The 17209-nt window shown below is 74.2% G+C and carries 18 protein-coding genes; 3 read left to right on the top strand and 15 right to left on the bottom strand.

The genetic code is table 11. The features are described 5' to 3' along the window. Positions 1 to 41: 41 nt before the first annotated feature. From AB0D46_RS16755 to AB0D46_RS16740, 4 genes are read right to left on the bottom strand one after another with little or no spacing between them, the layout of a single operon-like run. A complete protein-coding gene (locus AB0D46_RS16755) occupies positions 42 to 2630 on the bottom strand; it encodes a polynucleotide kinase-phosphatase (RefSeq protein ID WP_362878059.1) in 2589 nt (862 codons plus the stop codon). Further along, the gene (locus AB0D46_RS16750) at positions 2627 to 4141 is read right to left on the bottom strand and encodes a 3' terminal RNA ribose 2'-O-methyltransferase Hen1 (protein WP_362878058.1); all 1515 of its coding nucleotides are present in this window, start codon (positions 4139 to 4141) and stop codon (positions 2627 to 2629) included. The genes AB0D46_RS16755 and AB0D46_RS16750 overlap by 4 nt, the downstream gene beginning before the upstream one ends. 43 nt (positions 4142 to 4184) lie before the next feature. Continuing rightward, complete coding sequence (gene mmuM, locus AB0D46_RS16745; protein WP_362878057.1) at positions 4185 to 5126, bottom strand: homocysteine S-methyltransferase; 942 nt, start codon at positions 5124 to 5126, stop codon at positions 4185 to 4187. Positions 5127 to 5145: 19 nt separating this feature from the next. Further along, on the bottom strand, positions 5146 to 6069 hold the full coding sequence (locus AB0D46_RS16740) for an LLM class F420-dependent oxidoreductase (protein ID WP_362878056.1): 924 nt from the start codon (positions 6067 to 6069) through the stop codon (positions 5146 to 5148). Positions 6070 to 6275: 206 nt separating this feature from the next. Between AB0D46_RS16740 and AB0D46_RS16735 the strand changes: the two genes are divergently transcribed. Beyond that, the gene (locus tag AB0D46_RS16735; protein ID WP_362878064.1) at positions 6276 to 6554 is read left to right on the top strand and encodes a hypothetical protein; all 279 of its coding nucleotides are present in this window, start codon (positions 6276 to 6278) and stop codon (positions 6552 to 6554) included. Positions 6555 to 6608: 54 nt separating this feature from the next. Here the strand turns inward: AB0D46_RS16735 and AB0D46_RS16730 are convergent, their stop codons facing one another. The 4 genes from AB0D46_RS16730 to AB0D46_RS16715 all read right to left on the bottom strand — a co-directional run bounded on the left by AB0D46_RS16730 (position 6609) and on the right by AB0D46_RS16715 (position 9762). Next, positions 6609 to 7094 (bottom strand): DUF6099 family protein, encoded by a 486-nt coding sequence (locus AB0D46_RS16730; RefSeq protein ID WP_362878055.1) that lies wholly within the window; start codon positions 7092 to 7094, stop codon positions 6609 to 6611. A gap of 122 nt (positions 7095 to 7216) precedes the next feature. Continuing rightward, positions 7217 to 7705, bottom strand: coding sequence for a nucleotide pyrophosphohydrolase (locus AB0D46_RS16725; RefSeq protein WP_362878054.1), 489 nt, complete (start codon positions 7703 to 7705; stop codon positions 7217 to 7219). After that, the gene (locus AB0D46_RS16720) at positions 7702 to 8901 is read right to left on the bottom strand and encodes an ATP-binding protein (protein ID WP_362878063.1); all 1200 of its coding nucleotides are present in this window, start codon (positions 8899 to 8901) and stop codon (positions 7702 to 7704) included. The genes AB0D46_RS16725 and AB0D46_RS16720 overlap by 4 nt, the downstream gene beginning before the upstream one ends. Positions 8902 to 9366: 465 nt before the next feature. Next, a complete protein-coding gene (locus tag AB0D46_RS16715; RefSeq protein WP_362878053.1) occupies positions 9367 to 9762 on the bottom strand; it encodes a cell division protein SepF in 396 nt (131 codons plus the stop codon). A gap of 589 nt (positions 9763 to 10351) precedes the next feature. Here AB0D46_RS16715 and AB0D46_RS16710 point away from each other — a divergent pair. Further along, entirely contained in the window at positions 10352 to 11086 is a 735-nt protein-coding gene (locus AB0D46_RS16710; protein ID WP_362878052.1) for a DUF2470 domain-containing protein, read from the top strand. Between the two features lie 69 nt (positions 11087 to 11155). Next, positions 11156 to 12076 carry an NADP-dependent oxidoreductase gene (locus AB0D46_RS16705; RefSeq protein WP_362878051.1) on the top strand — a complete coding sequence of 307 codons (921 nt, stop codon included), beginning with the start codon at positions 11156 to 11158 and terminating at the stop codon, positions 12074 to 12076. 68 nt (positions 12077 to 12144) lie between these two features. Here AB0D46_RS16705 and AB0D46_RS16700 read toward each other — a convergent pair whose 3' ends face one another. From AB0D46_RS16700 to AB0D46_RS16670, 7 genes are all read right to left on the bottom strand, one after another. Beyond that, the gene (locus AB0D46_RS16700; RefSeq protein ID WP_362878050.1) at positions 12145 to 12495 is read right to left on the bottom strand and encodes a ferredoxin family protein; all 351 of its coding nucleotides are present in this window, start codon (positions 12493 to 12495) and stop codon (positions 12145 to 12147) included. Then, entirely contained in the window at positions 12492 to 12674 is a 183-nt protein-coding gene (locus AB0D46_RS16695) for a hypothetical protein (protein ID WP_362878049.1), read from the bottom strand. Before AB0D46_RS16695 ends, AB0D46_RS16700 begins: the two co-directional genes overlap by 4 nt. Continuing rightward, the gene (locus AB0D46_RS16690) at positions 12671 to 13159 is read right to left on the bottom strand and encodes a hypothetical protein (protein WP_362878048.1); all 489 of its coding nucleotides are present in this window, start codon (positions 13157 to 13159) and stop codon (positions 12671 to 12673) included. Before AB0D46_RS16690 ends, AB0D46_RS16695 begins: the two co-directional genes overlap by 4 nt. Next, complete coding sequence (locus AB0D46_RS16685; RefSeq protein ID WP_362878047.1) at positions 13156 to 13689, bottom strand: FAD-dependent oxidoreductase; 534 nt, start codon at positions 13687 to 13689, stop codon at positions 13156 to 13158. Before AB0D46_RS16685 ends, AB0D46_RS16690 begins: the two co-directional genes overlap by 4 nt. Then, positions 13686 to 15017, bottom strand: a complete 1332-nt coding sequence (locus AB0D46_RS16680) for an LLM class flavin-dependent oxidoreductase (protein ID WP_362878046.1) — start codon at positions 15015 to 15017, stop codon at positions 13686 to 13688. Before AB0D46_RS16680 ends, AB0D46_RS16685 begins: the two co-directional genes overlap by 4 nt. 350 nt (positions 15018 to 15367) lie before the next feature. Beyond that, entirely contained in the window at positions 15368 to 16390 is a 1023-nt protein-coding gene (locus AB0D46_RS16675) for an ABC transporter permease subunit (protein WP_362878045.1), read from the bottom strand. Then, positions 16387 to 17208 carry an ABC transporter ATP-binding protein gene (locus AB0D46_RS16670; RefSeq protein WP_362878044.1) on the bottom strand — a complete coding sequence of 274 codons (822 nt, stop codon included), beginning with the start codon at positions 17206 to 17208 and terminating at the stop codon, positions 16387 to 16389. Before AB0D46_RS16670 ends, AB0D46_RS16675 begins: the two co-directional genes overlap by 4 nt. Position 17209: the final 1 nt, after the last annotated feature.

Below are 17209 nucleotides of genomic sequence, written 5' to 3'. Positions count from 1 at the left end.
GCCCCGGACCGGCCCCGGGGCCCGCCCGGCGCCCCGCGCCCTCACAGCCGGGGGTCGACCGGCTCCGACTCCAGGGCGAGGACCGCGAAGACGGCCTCGTGGACCCGCCACAGCGGCTCCCCGGCCGCCAGCCGGTCCAGGGCCTCCAGCCCCAGCGCGTACTCGCGCAGGGCCAGGGAGCGCTTGTGCCCGAGGAACCGGCCGCGCAGGCGCTCCAAGTGGTCGGGGCGGGTGTACTCCGGCCCGTAGATGATCCGCAGGTACTCACGGCCGCGGACCTTGACGCCGGGCTGGACCAACCGGCCCTTGCCGTCGCGGGCATACGCCTGGAGCGGCTTGACGACCATGCCCTCGCCGCCCGTCGCCGTCAGATCGAGCCACCAGTCGGTGGCCGCCTTCACCGACGCCTCGTCGCCGGTGTCCACGAACACCCGGCCGGTGCGGCGCAGCAGGCCGATACCGGCCTCCTCGTCCGCCGACGCGAGCCGGTCCAGCCAGGCCAACTGCTCGTCGTGCGGTACGGCGGCCAGGGAGCGCCCGGCCGCCGCGAGCAGCTGGAACGGCGCGAACCGTACGCCGTCCAGCCCCTCGGTGGTCCAGCAGTAGCGCCGGTACGCCTCGGTGAAGGCGGCGGCGTCGGCGGCCCTGCCCCGCTGCCGCTCCAGCAGCGGGCCGGTCTCCACGCCCCGGGCGGCGGCCGCCTCCAGCGCGGCCACGGCGTCCGGGAAGACGGCGCGCGCGGCGGCGCCGACGGCGGCGTACTGGTTGCGGAGCAGGCCGGTGGACTTCAGCGACCAGGGCAGCAGCTCCCCGTCGAGGAGCAGCCAGTCCGTGTCCAACTCCTCCCAGAGCCCGGCGGCGTCGACGGCGGCGCGCAGCCGGCCGAGGAACTCCTCGGTGACCTCGGTCTCCTGGAAGAAGGGTCGGCCGGTGCGGGTGTAGAGGGAGCCGGTGACCCCGCTGTTCACGCCGAACCGCCCGCGGGCGGTGGCCGCGTCGCGGCACAGCAGGACGGTGGCGCGGGAGCCCATGTGCTTCTCCTCGCACACGACGCGCTCGACGCCGTCGGCGCGGTACTGGGCGAAGGCCTCGGTCGGGTGCTCCAGGAAGGACCCGCCGTCGGCTCCGGCGCGGGCGTCGTCCTTCGCGGTGGCGGTCGGCGCCATGGTGGGCGGGAGGTAGGGCACCAGTCGGGGGTCCACGGCGAAGCGGCTCATGACCTCCAGGGCGGCGGCCGCGTTCTCCTCGCGGACGTTGACGTTGCCCAGGTGCCGGGTCTCCACGATCCGGCGACCGTGGACGTCGGCGAGGTCGAGCGGACGGCCGTCGTGTCCGCCCGGGACCTCGGTGACGAGCGGCTTGACCGGCTCGTACCAGACCTTCTCGGCCGGTACGTCGACCAGTTCGCGCTCCGGCCAGCGCAGGGCGGTCATCCGGCCGCCGAAGACGGCTCCGGTGTCGAGGCAGATGGTGTTGTTGATCCAGCTGGTGTTCGGGACGGGGGTGTGGCCGTAGACGACGACGGCCTTGCCGCGGTAGTCCTCGGCCCACGGGTAGCGCACGGGCAGGCCGAACTCGTCGGTCTCGCCGGTGGTCTCGCCGTACAGCGCGTGCGAGCGGACCCGGCCGGAGGTGCGGCCGTGGTACTTCTCGGGCAGGCCGGCGTGACAGACCACCAGTCGGCCGCCGTCGAGGACGTAGTGGCTGACCAGGCCGGCGATGAACTCCCGTACCTCCTTGACGAACTCCTCGGACTCGCGCCCGAGCTGCTCGATCGTCTCGGCGAGGCCGTGGGTCTGCTGGACCTTGGAGCCCTTCAGGTAACGGCCGAGCTTGTTCTCGTGGTTCCCGGGGACGCACAGGGCGTGGCCGGAGGCGACCATGCCCATCACGCGGCGCAGGACGCCGGGGCTGTCCGGGCCGCGGTCGACGAGGTCGCCCACGAAGACGGCGGTGCGGCCCTCGGGGTGGACGCCGTCGCGGTAGCCGAGCTTGGTGAGCAGGGTCTCCAGCTCGGAGGAACAGCCGTGGATGTCACCGATGATGTCGAAGGGGCCGGTGAGGTGGGTGAGGTCGTTGAAGCGCTTCTCCAGCACCACCTCGGCCGACTCGACCTCCTCCACGGAGCGCAGGACGTGCACCTTGCGGAAGCCCTCGCGCTCCAGTCCGCGCAGCGAACGGCGCAGCTCGCTGCGGTGGCGCTGGATGACCCGGCGCGGCAAGCCCGCCCGGTCGGGGCGGGCGGCGTTGCGTTCGGCGCAGACCGCCTCGGGCAGGTCGAGGACGATGGCGATGGGCAGCACGTCGTGTGCGCGGGCCAGGGCGACCAGCCCGCGGCGGGCCTCGGCCTGGACGCTGGTGGCGTCGACGACGGTGAGGCGTCCGGCGGCGAGGCGCTTGCCGGCGATGTGGTGCAGGACCTCGAAGGCGTCCTTGCTGGCGCTCTGGTCGTTCTCGTCGTCGGCGACCAGGCCGCGGCAGAAGTCGGAGGAGAGGACCTCGGTCGGCTTGAAGTGCGTGCGGGCGAAGGTGGACTTGCCCGATCCGGTGGCCCCGATCAGCACGACGAGGGACAGGTCGGTGACGGGAAGTACGCGACGGGTGCCGCGGGGGGTCTCGGTGACGCTCATGCCGCCTCGCCCTCCTTCGGGGTCTCGGTGGTGGTGGTGCCGGTCGTGGTGTTGATGGCGTCCGGGGCGCCGTGCGCCTGGGTGAGGACCGCCATCTGGGTCGGCGGCCCGACCTCGGGGTCGTCGTCCCCGACGGGCAGGTGGACGACGGTGTACCCGTACCGGTCGGCGACCTCGCCGGCCCAGGTGCGGAACTCCTCGCGGGTCCACTCGAAGCGGTGGTCGCGGTGGCGGACGTGCCCGGCGGGCAGGGACTCCCAGCGGACGTTGTACTCGACGTTCGGGGTGGTCACGATGACGGTGCGCGGGCGGGCCGCGCCGAAGACGGCGTACTCCAGCGCGGGCAGCCTCGGCAGGTCGAGGTGCTCGATGACCTCGCTGAGCACCGCCGCGTCGTAGCCGACGAGCCGCTTGTCGGTGTAGGCGAGCGAGCCCTGCAGCAGCCGGACGCGGGAGGCCTGCCGCTCCCCCATCCGCTCCAGCCGCAGCCGCTTGGCGGCGGTGCCCAGGGCCCGCATCGACACGTCGACGCCGACGATCTCGGTGAACGAGACGTCCTTGAGCAGGGCCTGGACCAGCTGGCCCTGGCCACAGCCCAGGTCCAGGACGCGGGCCGCGCCGGCGGCGCGCAGCGCGGCCAGGATGGCGTCGCGGCGCCGGACGGCGAGCGGCACCGGCCGGTCCTCGGTGTCCCGGGACTCGTCGATCGCGTTGTCGAGCTCCTCGACCTCGCTGCCGTCGGCTTCGGCCAGCCGGGCCAGTTCCAGGCGCTCCAGGGCGTCCTGGGTGAGGCGCTTGTGACGGGCCAGGTAGCGGGCGGTGATGAGTGCGTGCTCGGGGTGCGCGGCCAGCCAACCGTCTCCGGCGCGCAGCAGTTTGTCGACCTCGTCGGGGGCGATCCAGTAGTGCTTTCCGTCGTCGAGCACCGGCAGCAGGACGTACAGCTGGCGCAGGGCGTCGTCCAGCTTGAGTTCGCCTTCGAGGACGAGGCGCACGTACCGGCTGTCCCCCCATGCGGGGAACCGCTCGTCGAGCGCGATCGGCTCGGTCCGTACGGACTCCCAGCCGAGCGGGTCGAAGAGGCGGTGCACGAGCTGCTCGCCGCCGCGGGCCGGCAGGACCGGTATCTCGATGCGCAGCGGGAGCGGCCGGCCCGGCAGCTCGGGGCGGGCCGCGCACACCCCCTTGAGGGCGCTGCGGAACACCCCGCTGAGGGCGACAGCGAGCAGGGAGGAGGCCGCGTAGGGGCGGTCGTTGACGTACTGCGCGAGGGCGGAGTCGGGGGCTCCGCCGCGGCCCTTGCCCTGACCGCGCCGCACGAGGGCGACGGGGTCCACCTCCAGGAGCAGGGCGGCCGTGCACCGCTCGGCCGTGGCTTCCGGATAGAACACGTGGGCCGTGCCGTGGGAGGTGGAGAACGCCTGCGTCCTCTCGGGATGCTTGTGCAGCAGGAAGCCCAGGTCAGTGGCAGGTTTCTCGGTCGAGCCGGTCGCGCTGATCGTCAGGAACATGCGCTTCAGTATGTGTCCCGGCGCGCTCGCGGCCCACTGCTTTTCACCCCGGTCGGGGGTGGTCGCGCCGGGTGCCGTCCCCGCCGCCCGTCGGTTCCCGCGCGAGGGCGGCGCGCAGCCGCGCGATGTGGTCCGGGGTGATCCGGCAGCAGCCGCCGAGGAGTCGGGCTCCGGCGCGCCGCCAGGCCGTGGTGGGCCAGGGGGCGCCGGGGGGCGGGGCGTGCCAGGTCCGGGTGGCCGCGTCCCAGAGGGAGCCGTCGTTGGGGTAGGCCAGCAGCGGCTTGTCCGTCACGGCGGCGGCCGCTTCGAGGGCGGGCAGCACCTCGGCCGGATCGCAGCAGTTGACGCCGACCGCGATCACCTGCGGGGACGCGGCGGCGAGCGCGAAGGCTTCGGCGAGGGGTTGGCCGGCCCGGGTGCGGCCGGCGGCGACGGTGTAGCTCAGCCAGGCGCGGGCCCCGGTCCCGGCCAGTACGTCGACCAGGGCCCGGGCCTCGTCGGTGTCCGGGACGGTTTCCAGGGCCAGTATGTCCGGCGCCCCGGGGCCGGGGGCGGCGAGCGCCTCGATGCGGGGGCGGTGGAAGGCGGCGAGTCGGCGCACCGTGAGCCCGTACCGGCCCCGGTACTCCGAGCCGTCCGCGAGGACGGCCCCGTACGGGCCCACCGAGGCGGCCACCCAGACCTCGTGGTCGGCCGCCCGGGCCGCGGCGTCGGCCAGGGCGACGCCCCGGCGCAGCAGGGTGGTGGCGTCCGGGTGGTCGGGGCCGATCTGGTAGCCGGCGGTGGTCAGTACCTCGGCGCCGGCCCGCGCGTACGCCGTGTGGGCGGCCTCGACCTGGTCCGGGCGTTCGGCGAGGACCCGGCCCGTCCAGAGGGCGCCGGACAGGTCGCAGCCCTGGTCGGCGAGCTGGTTGCTCAGTCCGCCGTCCAGGAGCAGGGTGCGTTGGGCGAGGGCGGCGGCGAGCGGGCCGGTCGCACGGGGCATGTCGGTGGCTCCCGGTGGTTCAGTCGAGTTGGGACAGCACCCGGTCGGAGATCAGTTGCAGGTGGTCCAGGTCGTCGAGGTCGAGGAGTTGGAGGTAGGCGCGGGAGGAGCCGATGGCGGCGTAGGTGCCGAGCTTCTCGACGACCTCGTCCGGCGAGCCGGCCAGGCCGTTGGCCTTCAGCTCGTCCACCTCGCGGCCGATGGCGGCGGCCCGGCGGGCCACTTCCGCGTCGTCCTTGCCGACGCACACGACGAGGGCGTTGGAGTAGACGAGTTCCTCGGCCTTGCGGCCCGCTTCGGCGGCGGCGGCCCGGACGCGGGCGAACTGTCGGCGGCTGTCGTCGATCGAGGCGAACGGCATGTTGAACTCGTCCGCGTAGCGGGCGGCGAGGCGCGGGGTGCGCTTCGCGCCGTGTCCGCCGATGAGGACGGGCACCTTGGCCTGGGCGGGCTTGGGCAGGGCCGGCGAGTTCTCCAGCTGGTAGTGGGTGCCCCGGTGGTCGAACGTGGCGCCGGGGGCGGTGGCCCACAGGCCGGTGATGACGGCCAGTTGCTCCTCCAGTCGGGACATCCGCTCCGCCGGGAAGGGGATGCCGTACGCCTTGTGCTCCTCCTCGAACCAACCGGCGCCCAGGCCCAGCTCGATCCGACCGCCCGACATCCGGTCGACCTGCGCCACCTGGATCGCGAGGACGCCGGGCAGCCGGAAGGTGCCGGCCGTCATCAGCGTGCCGAGCCGGATGCGCTTGGTTTCGCGGGCCAGGCCGGCGAGGGTGATCCAGGCGTCGGTGGGGCCGGGCAGGCCGTCGGCGGAGCCCATCCGCAGGTAGTGGTCGGAACGGAAGAACGCGTCGAAGCCCAGGTCCTCGGTGGCCTTGGCGACGGTCAGGAGGGTCTCGTAGTCGGCGCCCTGCTGGGGTTCGGTGAAAATGCGAAGATCCATGCCTCCCATCCTGCCCGTCCGCCACCCCCGCGGGGTGAATCTGCGTCAACCCGACGCGGCGCCCGCCGGCCCGCCAGTGACCGGCACCGATGGGGATCGTTGGCTCGGACGGAGCCGGACCGCCGGCCCGCGCGCCGGCGGCCCACCGTCCGGTGCGTCCACCGCCCCCTTCCCCCGGGGAAGGGCCCAGGGCCGAGGAGGCCGCCATGTCCCACGAGGCCGTGCCGGAAACCCGCCACCAGACCGCGCCGACCGGCCGGGCGACCCACGACGGCGCACGCCAGGAGGGGGCGGTTCCCGCCCCGGGCGGCGCCCCGAAGGGCCTGCTCCAGCAGATGGAGGAGCTGATGGCGGCGCTGAACGCCGACCTGTCGCAGCTCGACGCCGACCTCCAGCACGCCACGGACCGCGCCGAGCCGGCCGCCGCGCCCGTTCCGGGCCACCACGCGTACGAGGACGAGCGCGACCGCGACCGGTCCCGCTGAGCGTGCGGGGTCCCGTCGCCCGCTACGGGACCCCGGGCGAACCCGGCGACGGCCTCAGGCGACGCCCGAGGCCGATCCGCGTTCCCGGACGGTCATCCGGCGCAGCAGTGCCCGTACCCGGTCGCTCGACTCGTCCGCGGCGTCGATGGACTCCATGGACTGCCAGTACAGGCTCTCGTCGTCCGTCCCGCAGGCCACTCCGACGAGTGCTATGCCGACCTCGCCGAGCAGCGCCTGCAGTCCCAGGAGCGCCGGACGTATCTCGGCCACGCCGGTCAGTTGCGCCGCCCTCGGCGGCTGCTGCGGCGCGGTGCCCTCGCCCCGCAGCGCCGCCCGGTCGATCACCCCGCAGCCTCTGCCTCCCGCTTCTCCCAGGCCTCGTGCCTCCGCTCTGAGCTCCGGCGGCCCGGTGACCGCCAGCCAGCTCCCCACTCCTTGGGCGAGCGCCTGCGCCTGCCAGGCCTCGCTCACGATGTCCCACGCAGCCCCGCTCTGTGCCAGCGCGTGCCGGCCGGCCGCGATGAGCCGTACCGCATCCATATGCCGTCCCCCGTCCGCACGACATCCGCCGTCCTCCACTACCCAGAGTGAAGGCAACGAGCCAGTAAAGCCAGGGGTATTCGGAAATCTGTGGACACAAAACGTGGTTGTGGACGACGCCATCACTCCGAAGAGTGACGATCAATGGTCGAGGTTCCGGTCACCGGGAAACGAACCTCGTTCCGCTCGATCTTCGCGGCGAGCGCGTCCAGCACGTCCACCCCCAGGACCTCACAGAATTGCAGCAGATACGCCAATACGTCGGCCACCTCATCGGCCACCTTGTCTGCGGTTTCGGGTTGTTCCATCACCGCGGCGGACTGTTCCGGTGTCAGCCACTGGAAGATCTCGACCAGTTCCGACGCCTCCACGCTCAGGGCCGCGGCCAGGTTCTTGGGCGTGTGGTAGGGACCCCAGCCCCGGGCGTCCGCGAACGCGGCGAGCCGCCGCTGGAGCCGGTGGAGCCGCTCCTCCCCCGCGGGCCCCCGCGACGCGTCCTCGGAGGCGGCCTCCCCGCAGGCCTCGTGGGAGCCCTCCCGGGAGGACGCGGTGAAGTTCTCCGAACAGTCCGCGGGGAAGTCCTGACTGTCGTCCATGGGTACGGCGTTCATGGGGACAGGTCTACCACCGAGACGCCCGGCAGCTCCCGGGCGGTTTCCGCCGTGTCCTCCCCGATGGCGGCGACCAGTCGGATGTGGCCGCGCACCCCGGACAGCAGGGCCAGCCGCAGCAGTTCGGCGCTCTGGCGCCGGTCGAGCCCGCGGTCGAGGTCGTCGGCGAGCACGGTCAGCGCCTGTCGGGCGGACAGCAGTTCCGCCGCCGGGTCCACGGCCAGCACGCCGGGGCCGGTGAGCAGGACCAGGGCCAGTGCCAGGAAGCGGAGTTCGCCCGCCGCGAGCCGGCCGAGTTCGGTGGCGGGGCGTCCCGGGCCGCGGTCCAGCAGGCCGGTGACGAGGCCGGTGCGCGCCGCCTGGAACGCGCCGAAGGCGCCGTCGCCGCCTCCCGGTTCGCCCTCGCAGACCCGTACGTCGAGTGCGGCCACCGGGCCCGCGCAGCCGGTGCGCGCCGCCGCGGCGAGCAGGGCGTGCCGGGTGCCGCATTCGTGGCGGGTCCGGCGCAGCACGTCGGCCAGGTTGGCGCAGTCGCCGCGCAGCCGGCCCTCGCCGGGCGTGACGGGTCCGCGCATCCGCTCGGGGCGGGGGTCGCACGGGAACACCGAACGCAGCGCCACCACCACCTGCTCGGCCGCGGCCAGGACGCGCCGCTGCCCGGCGGTGGATCCGGCGACGCGCAGGGGCAGCAGGGCGGTGCCGAGCCGGTCGTCCGGGAACGGGGCGCGGGTGACCCCGACGGCGCCGCCGGTGAACCAGCCGGCCTGGACGGAGCGCCGCCGGGGGTCGCGCAGGGCGGTGCTGAGCAGGATCTGTCCGTCCTGCGAGAGCCGTTCGCCGACGACGCGCAGTTCGGGCTCGGCCTGTACGGCGAGGTCGAGACGGACGGGTCCGACGGGGCCGTCGACGGTGCAGCCGATCCGGAACCCGCGCCGCCCGTCGGCGTCGGGGACGGCCGTCTCGGGGACCCGGGCCACCGGGTCCCGGAACACGTCGTCGAGCGGGCTTCCGCTGCCGAGCGCGGCCAGGGCCTGGTAGGCGGCCAGCGCCTGGGACTTGCCACTGCCGCTCGGTCCGGCGAAGAGGGTGACGGGCCCGAGCGGGAACACCGCGGCCCGGTGCGACGCGAAGGCGGAGAGCCGTAATTCGGTGACGGTGGGCCGCTGATGCGTCGGCCCCGCCGAAGCGCCGCGCACGGCGGCGCCGGGAACGGCGGGGGCGGGAACGGCGGGGGCGGGGAAGGCGGCGCCGGGGAAGGCGGGGGCGGTGGGCGTGGGCGGCGCGGCAGCGCCGGGAACGGTGGGCGCGGCAGCGCCGAAAGCGGCGGGCGCGGCAATGCCGGGAACGGTGGGGGTGTCCGTCGCGCCGGCTTGGCGCGGCGGGGCGTCCGCCGGAGCTGCGGCCGTAGGTGTGGAGGTATCCGTCGGGGCACCGGTCGGGCGCGGCGGGGCGTCCGTCGGGGCTGCGGTCGGGCAGGTGGGGGTGTCCGGAGCGCCGGTCGGGCGCGGCCGGGCGTCCGTCGGGGCTGCGGTCGGGCGTGTGGGGGTTTCGGTCGCGGCGGCCGGGGGGCGGCGCACGTCCAAGGTGACGTCCATGGCCGGACGGTACGGGCCGCCGGACCACCCGGGGACGCGGCGAACCGTTCCGCCGCCGCGACCTTCCTACGATCGGGGGACGGCCGCGGCCGCGATTCCCTCGACCTCGGTGCCGACCGGGGCCAGCAGGAAGACGTTCCGGTCGACCCGGTGCATCCCGCTGCCCAGTCCGAAGACCACGCCGCTGCTGAAGTCGAGGATCCGCTTGGCCACTTCGCCGTCCGCGCCCGTGAGGTCCAGCAGGACGGGGATCTGCGCGATCAGGTACTCCGCGACCTCGCGCGCGTCGGCGAAGATCTGGACCCGGATCACCACGAAGCGCCGCTGTTCGGCCGCCGCCGCCCCGGGACCCTTGGGGATGGTGCGGTGGTCCACCCGGGAGGGCCATTCGTTGCGACTGCGCAGGGGCACCACCTGCGCGAGTCCCTCCCACTGTTCGTCCGTGACGTCGTACCTGCTCACCGGGCCGCCTCGGCCATGCGCTTCATGTGCATCCGCCCATCCTCTCGTGTTTCACCCGTTCAGCCCAACAGCGACACGAAGCACGTGGGGCCGCCGCCCTGACCAATGGCGACGAGGTCCGTACGGTACGCGACATCGCGGACGCCGGGGGCGCACGGCGGGCCGCCTCCCGGCCCGGTCGTCGCACCCCGATCACCCTGCCCCGCGCGCGGGCCGCCGCGGCGGCGTGCGCGCCCGGATCCGGGCCGCCGCCGAGCGGTTGCTCACGGAACGCGAACCCCCGCGGCGTGACGATGGATCGGATCACCAGGTCGCCGGGGTCGTCCACGCCGCCGCGGTCGAACATCCGGAGCGGTACCTTCCGCTGGCACGGGGCGTCCTGTTGGGTCGTCGGTTCGCGTCGGCGACGTACGGGGCGGGGCGCGCCCACGCGCGGGGCCGGCGCGTACCCGGTCAGGCGGCACGCCCCCCGGCTTCCCGCCCGAACGCATCGCCGAGACCCTCGGGCGGCTCGTACGAGGGGTACTCCCGAATAACGGAATAGGTTAGGTTAGGCATACCTAACTCGCTACGAGAGGGAGAGATCCGCATGCGCCTGCCCGGTGCCCCCGCCGCCACGCCCGCCGCCCGGCCGACCGACGCCGAGCGGGTCCGGTCCATCCTGGCCGCCGCCCACTCGATGACGGTGGTCGTCGACGGGGTGCGCAGCGAGGTGCGCCAACTCGACGGCGGCGACGTGCTCGGCCGGCTCCACCTGCACCCGGCCGCGCCGGCCGCCGGACACTCCTCCCCCGCGGCCGACGACCGCTCCGCGATCCGGCTGGAGTTCACCGACATCGCGCCCACCCCGGTGCGCGACCGGGTCCGGGCCCGCGTCACCGTCCTGGGCCACCTGCTCACCCCCTACGCCGACGAGAACTCGGCCCCCGGGGACAGCACCTGCGTGGAGTACGGCAGGGCGGTCCTGGAGACCTCGGAGGGGACCTCGTACATCGGGCTGACGGAGCTGGACGAGGCCTGGCCCGACCCGCTCGCCCCCTACGAGGCGGGCATGCTCACCCACCTCCTCGACGACCACCCCGAGCTGGTCACCCTGCTGCTGCGGCTGGTCAGCCCGCTACCGTCGGCCGCGGTCGTGCGGGCCCTGCCGCTCGCCCTCGACCGGTACGGGATCACCCTGCGGCTGGAGGAGCGGCGCGGCCACCGCGACGTCCGGCTGGCGTTCCCCTCGCCCCTGGACGACGTGGAACAGTCGGGCGCCCAGATCCAGGCCCTGCTCAGCGCCGCCCGCCGGCGCTCCCACCGCAACACGCTGCCCGCCTGAAGGCGTTGGCACGGCGTCACGCGCGAAGAAAAGCGGAATAGCCGACCTGGCCGTCGGGTTGGGATGACCATGAAGGCAATCACATACAACGCGTACGGAACCCCCACCCGGTTAGAGCTGGTTGACGTACCGGAACCGAAGGTCGGCCCCAGCGAGGTGCTGATCCGGGTCAAGGCGGCCGGGGTGAACCCCGTCGACTGGAAGCTCGCCGCGGGCTTCCTCGGGCAGGTCCTCGAAGTGCGCCACCCCGTGATCCCCGGCTGGGACGTGGCCGGCGTCGTCGAGGCCGTCGGCCCGGACACCGACGACTACGCCGTCGGCGACGAGGTCTACGGCTACGTCCGCAAGGAATGGGTGCAGCTCGGCACCTACGCCGAGCTCGTCGCCGCCCCCGTCCGCACGATCGCCCGCAAACCGCGCGGGCTCACCTTCGAGCAGGCCGCAGGCCTGCCGCTCGCCGGTCTGACCTCGTACCAGGCCATCACCCGCGCCGGCGTCACGGCCGGCCAGACCGTCGTCATCCACTCCGCGGCGGGCGGCACCGGCTCGCTGGGCGTGCAGATCGCGGTCGCCCTCGGCGCCCGGGTCATCGGCACCGCCGGCGCCCACAACCACGACTACCTGCGCGGCCTCGGCGCCGAACCGGTGCTGTACGGGGAGGGCGTCGCCGACCGGATCCGCGCGCTGGCCCCCGAGGGCGTGGACGCCGGACTCGACTTCTACGGCGAGGGCGGCGTCGAACTCCTCCAGTCGGTGGTCCGCGCGGGCGGCCCGGTGATCTCCATCGCCGACAACGACGCGGGGTCCAAGGGCGCCCGGCACATCTGGGCCCGGGCCGACACGGCCCACCTCACGGCCCTCGCCGAACTCGCCGAATCGGGCCGGCTCACCGTCAACGTCGAGCACGCCCTGCCGCTCGCGGAGGCCGCCGAGGCCTGGGAACTGAGCGCCAGGGGCCGGACCCGGGGCAAGATCGTCCTCACCGTCTGAGGCGCCCCGCCCCACGACGCGCCGACGGTCCGCCGGAGCAGGCCGCTCCGGCGGACCGCGCGCCGCCGTCAGGAGATGATCGGCCTCCCGGGACCGCCCAACGAGGGGCCGACCGCCCTCAGCGTCCCGGGGGTACGACCGTGCCCCCAGCCGATCTCCCGCCGGTAACCGCCGAGGCCGCTGCCCGCCAGGGCACCCTCGTCCCGTACGGCCGGGTCCTCGGGCTGCGGTCGGGTGAGCGGGGACACGAACAGGGCGTCGACCGGGCAGTTGGCCTCGCACAGGAAACAGGTCTGGCAGTCCTCGTGCCGGGCCAGGAACGGGATCCCGTCCGGGCCCCGCTCGAAGACGTCGGTGGGGCAGACCTCGACGCACTTGTCACAGGCGATGCAACGCTCGGCGGAGACCAGCTCGATCACACCGCCACCCCCGCCCCGTGCCCGACCGCCGGGCGGGCCCACACCCGGTCGAGCCCGCCCGCCAGGATCCGGTGGTGCTGCGTCGGGTCCTGCCCCGGATGGTCCAGGCGCCGGGCCATGCCGCGGGACTCGGTGCGGGCCAACGCGGAGGCGTACATCCACCGCGCGTGCGCCGTCATCGCCGCCGCCTGCCGGGCCTTGACCAGCGCGGCCCCTCGCCGTGCAAGCGGGCGCGCGACTGCGCCCAGCCGGCGTCGAGGGACCGCAGCGCCGCGGTGAGCCCCTCCCCGTGGCGGAGGTAGTTCTTGTCGTAGGGCAGCACCTCCCGCTGTACGAGTTCCACGGCCTCTCGGTGGTCGAGGGGCGCGGCGGCGCTCCCCGTCGGGCGGAGCCCCGCTCCTCCGGCCCCGCCGATCCGCCGGGCGGCGGCGCTGCCCGAGCCGAGGGAGCGCGCGTGCCGGGCGGCGCCCCGCCCGGCCCAACTGCCGGAGGAGATCGCCCAGGCGGCGTTGTGGCTGCCGCCCCCGGTGAAGCCGCCGCAGATCTCCTCGCGGGTGGCCGCGTCGCCGGCGGCGTACAGGCCGGGGATCCCGGTGGCGCAGTCGTCGCCGGTGATCCGGATCCCGCCGGTGCCCCGGACGGTGCCCTCGGCCAGCAGGGTCACGGCGAACCTGTCGGTGAAGGGGTCGATGCCCAACCGCCGGCCTGGCGCCGGTGCCCGGCGGCTCCAGCGACGGCTCCGTCCCGGTCGGTGAGCAGTTCGGTGACGGGGCTGTGGTCGAGGACGCGGACCCCGGCGCGGCGGACCCGGATCCGCATCCGCCGCATGTACTCGGGGCCTTGGAGGCCGCCCCGCAGCGGCTGTCCGTCGGGGCCGGTGGGGAAGGGGTAGCGGCCCTCGACGGCCAGTTCGTTGATCCGTTCGTACGTCTCGTCGAGGACCCGGGCCATCCAGCGCCGGTCGGCGAGGTGGCCGCCGAGACCCTCCCGGGAGGCCATGGCGGCCTCCCGGGCGACGGGTTCGGGCGGCACGTACCAGACGCCGGTGCCGCCCGCGGCCGTGGCTCCGCTGGTCCCGCACCAGCCCTTGTCGGCGAGGACGACGCGGGCTCCGTCCTCGGCCGCCTTCAGCGCGGCCCAGGTCGCGGCCGGTCCACCGCCGACGACGAGGACGTCGGCGAGGAGATCGCTCATGCCGTCCCCTTCGCGTACCGGTTGGCGGGGCGGGGCAGGCCGTAGTTCTCGCGCAGGGTGGCGCCGGTGTACTCGGTGCGGAACAGTCCGCGCCGCTGGAGGATCGGCACCACGTGCTCGACGAAGTCGGTGAGTCCGGTGGGCAGCACGGGCGCCATGATGTTGAACCCGTCGGCGGCCCCCTGGGTGAACCATTCCTCCAGCTGGTCGGCGATCTGCTCGGGGGTACCGGCGAACACGCGGTGGCCGCGGCCGGCGCCGAGGCGGGCGATCAGCTCGCGCAGGCTGAGCCCGTCACGGCGGGCGAGTTCGGCGACCAGCGTGAAACGGCTCTTGTTGCCGTTGATGTCCCGCTCCTCGGGCAGCTCGGGCAGCGGGCCGTCGAGATCGGCGCCGGTCAGGTCGATGCCGAGCATCCCGGAGAGCTGGGCGAGCCCGTACTCGGGCACCTGGAGGTCGGTGAGCTGCTGCTCCAGCGCCTTCGCCTCGGCCTCGGTGGAGCCGATGACGGGGGCGATGCCGGGCAGGACGAGGAGGTCGCCCTCGGCGCGGCCGTGGCGGGCGAGGCGGGACTTGAGGTCCTTGTAGAAGGTCTGGCCGTCGGCGAGGGTCTGCTGGGCGGTGAAGACGGCCTCGGCGTACTGGGCGGCGAACTCCTTGCCGGCCTCGGAGGAGCCGGCCTGGACGAGCAGCGGGTAACCCTGCGGCGAGCGGGGCACGTTGAGCGGGCCGGCGACGCCGAAGTGCTCGCCCCGGTGGCCGGCCGGGTGGAGCTTGTCGGTGTCGGCGTAGATGCCGCGCTCCTTGTCGAGGACGATCGCGTCGTCCTCCCAGCTGTCCCAGAGCTTGGTGGCGACATCGAGGAACTCGCGGGCCCGCTGGTAGCGCAGGCCGTGCTCCAGGTGCTCGTCCCGGTTGAAGTTGCGGGCCTCGTCGACGGTGCCGGAGGTGACGATGTTCCAGCCGGCGCGCCCGTTGCTGATGTGGTCGAGGGAAGCGAACTTGCGGGCGGTGTGGAAGGGCTCGCTGAAGGTCGTCGAGACGGTCGCGATCAGCCCGATGTGCTCGGTGACGGCGGCGATCGCCGAGAGCAGGGTCAGCGGCTCGAAGCCGCCGAGGGCGTTGTAGCGGGCCTTGCCCCACAGGGCGAGGCCGTCGGCGAAGAAGATGGAGTCGAGCCGTCCGCGCTCGGCGGTGCGGGCCAGGTCCTGGAAGTAGCGCAGGTCGGTGACGCGCTCCGGGGCGCTGTCCGGGTGGCGCCAGGCGGCGTCGTGGTGGCCGGCGTTCATCAGGAAGGCGTTGAGGTGGAGGGTGCGGGGTGCGGACATGTCTGTTCCCTGTGTTCGGTGGTGGGCGCGGGGCGGGGCGCCGGGCGGGACGGGAGGCCGGGACCCGGACCCCGGCCTGACGCGGCGGGGTCGCGGTCCGGATGGGCGCGGGCTCCGGGTGCGGTGCGGGGTCCCGATGCGGTGCGGGCTCCGGGTGCGGTGCGGGCTCCGGGTGCGGTGCGGGGCTCCCGATGCGGTGCGGGGCTCCCGATGCGGTGCGGGCTCCGGGTGCGGTGCGGGGTCCCGCTGCGGTGCGGGCTCCGGGTGCGGTGCGGGCTTCGGGTGGAGGGGCCAGGGCCGGGGCCGGACCCCGGGGTGCGGGGGGCCGGCCCCGGACCTGGAGCGGGGGGTCAGGCCGGGACGCGCCAGACGCTGAGGCGGCGTTCGATCGTGACCAGGACCTGGTTGAAGGCCACGCCGATGGCGGAGATCGTGATGATCCCCGCGTACATCTGCGGGATGGCGAAGTTGTACTGCGAGGCGTTGATCAGGTAGCCGAGGCCCGCCTTGGCCCCGATCATCTCGGCGGCGACCAGGACCAGGATCGAGACGGCGCCCGCCAGCCGGATGCCGGTGAAGATGGCCGGGACCGAGGACGGCAGGATCACCTTCTGGAACAGCCTCGGGGTGGACAGGTCCATCGAGCGGGCCAGCCGCACCAGCGTGGGATCGGCGTTGCCGACGGCGCTGATGGTGTTCAGCAGGATCGGCCACACGCAGGCGTAGACGACGATCGACACCTTCGAGGTCTCACCGATGCCGAGCAGCAGGACGAAGACCGGCAGCAGCGCGAGCGCCGCCGTGTTGCGGAACAGCTCCAACAGCGGACCGAGGAACGCCGCGACGGGCCGGTACCAGCCGATCAGCAGCCCGAGCGGGACCGCGACGACCACGGCGATGGCGAACCCGCCGAACGATCGGGTGAGGCTGGCCCGGGCGTGCTCCCCGAGCTGCCCGTCGCCGAGCAACTCCCACCAGGCCAAGGCCACTTCGGATACCGGCGGCAGGAAGGTCGCGTCGACCAGCCCGAGCCGCGGCGCCGTTTCCCACACGGCCAGGAGTCCGATGACGGCCGCCGACCGCAGCAGCGCGGCCCGCAGCCACCGGAGCACGGTGCCCGGTACGGACGCCTTACGGGCGGGCGCCGCGGCCTTGACGGGAGCCGCGTCGGGGACCGCGACCTCCTCGGAGGTCGCGTCCGCACCGGTCGCGGCCGACACGGGCGCCTGAGCGGTTGGTACGGGCGACGCGGGCGCCTCGGCCACAGGTACGGGCGCCTGCGCGGCCAGTACGGGCGGCGGCGCGACGGCCGACGCGTTCGGCGCGGCGCTCTGCGCGGCGGCGGGGGCCGCGGCTTCGGTTCCGGTGGTCATACCGTGGCCTCTTCCTTCTCCAGTTGCTGGGCGCGGGCCACCTCGTCGTGGAGCAGGGTCCAGATCTCGTGGCGGTAGCGGGCGAACTCGGGGCTGGAGCGCAGGTCCTCGCCGGTGGCGGCGGTGGCGCGGTCCTTGAAGGAGACCGGGACGACCTCCTTGATCCGTCCGGGGCGCGAGGTGATGACGGCGACCCTCTGCCCGAGGTACACGGCCTCCTCGATGCCGTGGGTGATGAAGACGACCGTCTTGCCGGTGCTCTGCCAGATCCGGCGCAGTTCGTCCTGGAGGGACTCGCGGGTCTGCGCGTCGAGCGCGGCGAACGGTTCGTCCATCAGGAGGACGTCCGGGTCGTAGGCCAGCGAGCGGGCGATGGCGACGCGCTGGCGCATGCCGCCCGACAGTTCGTGCGGGTGCCGGTCCTCGAAGCCGGTGAGGCCGACCAGGTCCAGGAACTCCCGTGCCTTCGCCGCCCGTTGGCGGCGCGGGACGCCGGTGGCCTCCAGGCCGAACTCGACGTTGCCCAGTGCCGTGCGCCACGGCAGCAGCGCGTACTGCTGGAAGACGATGCCCCGGTCCAGGCCCGGCCCGGTGACGGGCTTGCCGTCCAGCAGGATGCGTCCGGAGGTCGGCCGGGTCAGGCCGCCGAGGAGGTCGAGGAGGGTGGACTTGCCGCAGCCGCTGGGGCCCACGACGACCACGAACTCGCCCGCCTCGATCTCCAGGTCGATGCCGTCGAGGGCGGTGAACTCCTCCTTGGCCTTCTTGTCCTTCGTCGGGAAGGTCTTGGTGACCGACTCGAAGACGATCTTCGCCATG

Source organism: Streptomyces sp. NPDC048383 (assembly GCF_040651775.1).
Classification (GTDB): Bacteria; Actinomycetota; Actinomycetes; order Streptomycetales; family Streptomycetaceae; genus Streptomyces.
Note: the sequence above shows the minus strand (reverse complement) of the source record. Positions and strands in the feature narration are given on the sequence as shown.

Excerpts from the sequence above, each read along its gene's own strand:
- AB0D46_RS16705 (WP_362878051.1), top strand. The coding sequence starts at position 11,156 with ATGAAGGCAATCACATACAACGCGTACGGAACCCCCACCCGGTTAGAG.
- AB0D46_RS16685 (WP_362878047.1), bottom strand. The coding sequence starts at position 13,689 with ATGAGCGATCTCCTCGCCGACGTCCTCGTCGTCGGCGGTGGACCGGCC.
- AB0D46_RS16675 (WP_362878045.1), bottom strand. The coding sequence starts at position 16,390 with ATGACCACCGGAACCGAAGCCGCGGCCCCCGCCGCCGCGCAGAGCGCC.
- AB0D46_RS16730 (WP_362878055.1), bottom strand. The coding sequence starts at position 7,094 with ATGGATGCGGTACGGCTCATCGCGGCCGGCCGGCACGCGCTGGCACAG.
- AB0D46_RS16740 (WP_362878056.1), bottom strand. The coding sequence starts at position 6,069 with ATGGATCTTCGCATTTTCACCGAACCCCAGCAGGGCGCCGACTACGAG.
- AB0D46_RS16695 (WP_362878049.1), bottom strand. The coding sequence starts at position 12,674 with ATGACGGCGCACGCGCGGTGGATGTACGCCTCCGCGTTGGCCCGCACC.
- AB0D46_RS16735 (WP_362878064.1), top strand. The coding sequence starts at position 6,276 with ATGTCCCACGAGGCCGTGCCGGAAACCCGCCACCAGACCGCGCCGACC.
- AB0D46_RS16670 (WP_362878044.1), bottom strand. The coding sequence starts at position 17,208 with ATGGCGAAGATCGTCTTCGAGTCGGTCACCAAGACCTTCCCGACGAAG.
- mmuM (WP_362878057.1), bottom strand. The coding sequence starts at position 5,126 with ATGCCCCGTGCGACCGGCCCGCTCGCCGCCGCCCTCGCCCAACGCACC.
- AB0D46_RS16680 (WP_362878046.1), bottom strand. The coding sequence starts at position 15,017 with ATGTCCGCACCCCGCACCCTCCACCTCAACGCCTTCCTGATGAACGCC.
- AB0D46_RS16755 (WP_362878059.1), bottom strand. The coding sequence starts at position 2,630 with ATGAGCGTCACCGAGACCCCCCGCGGCACCCGTCGCGTACTTCCCGTC.
- AB0D46_RS16725 (WP_362878054.1), bottom strand. The coding sequence starts at position 7,705 with ATGAACGCCGTACCCATGGACGACAGTCAGGACTTCCCCGCGGACTGT.
- AB0D46_RS16710 (WP_362878052.1), top strand. The coding sequence starts at position 10,352 with ATGCGCCTGCCCGGTGCCCCCGCCGCCACGCCCGCCGCCCGGCCGACC.
- AB0D46_RS16750 (WP_362878058.1), bottom strand. The coding sequence starts at position 4,141 with ATGTTCCTGACGATCAGCGCGACCGGCTCGACCGAGAAACCTGCCACT.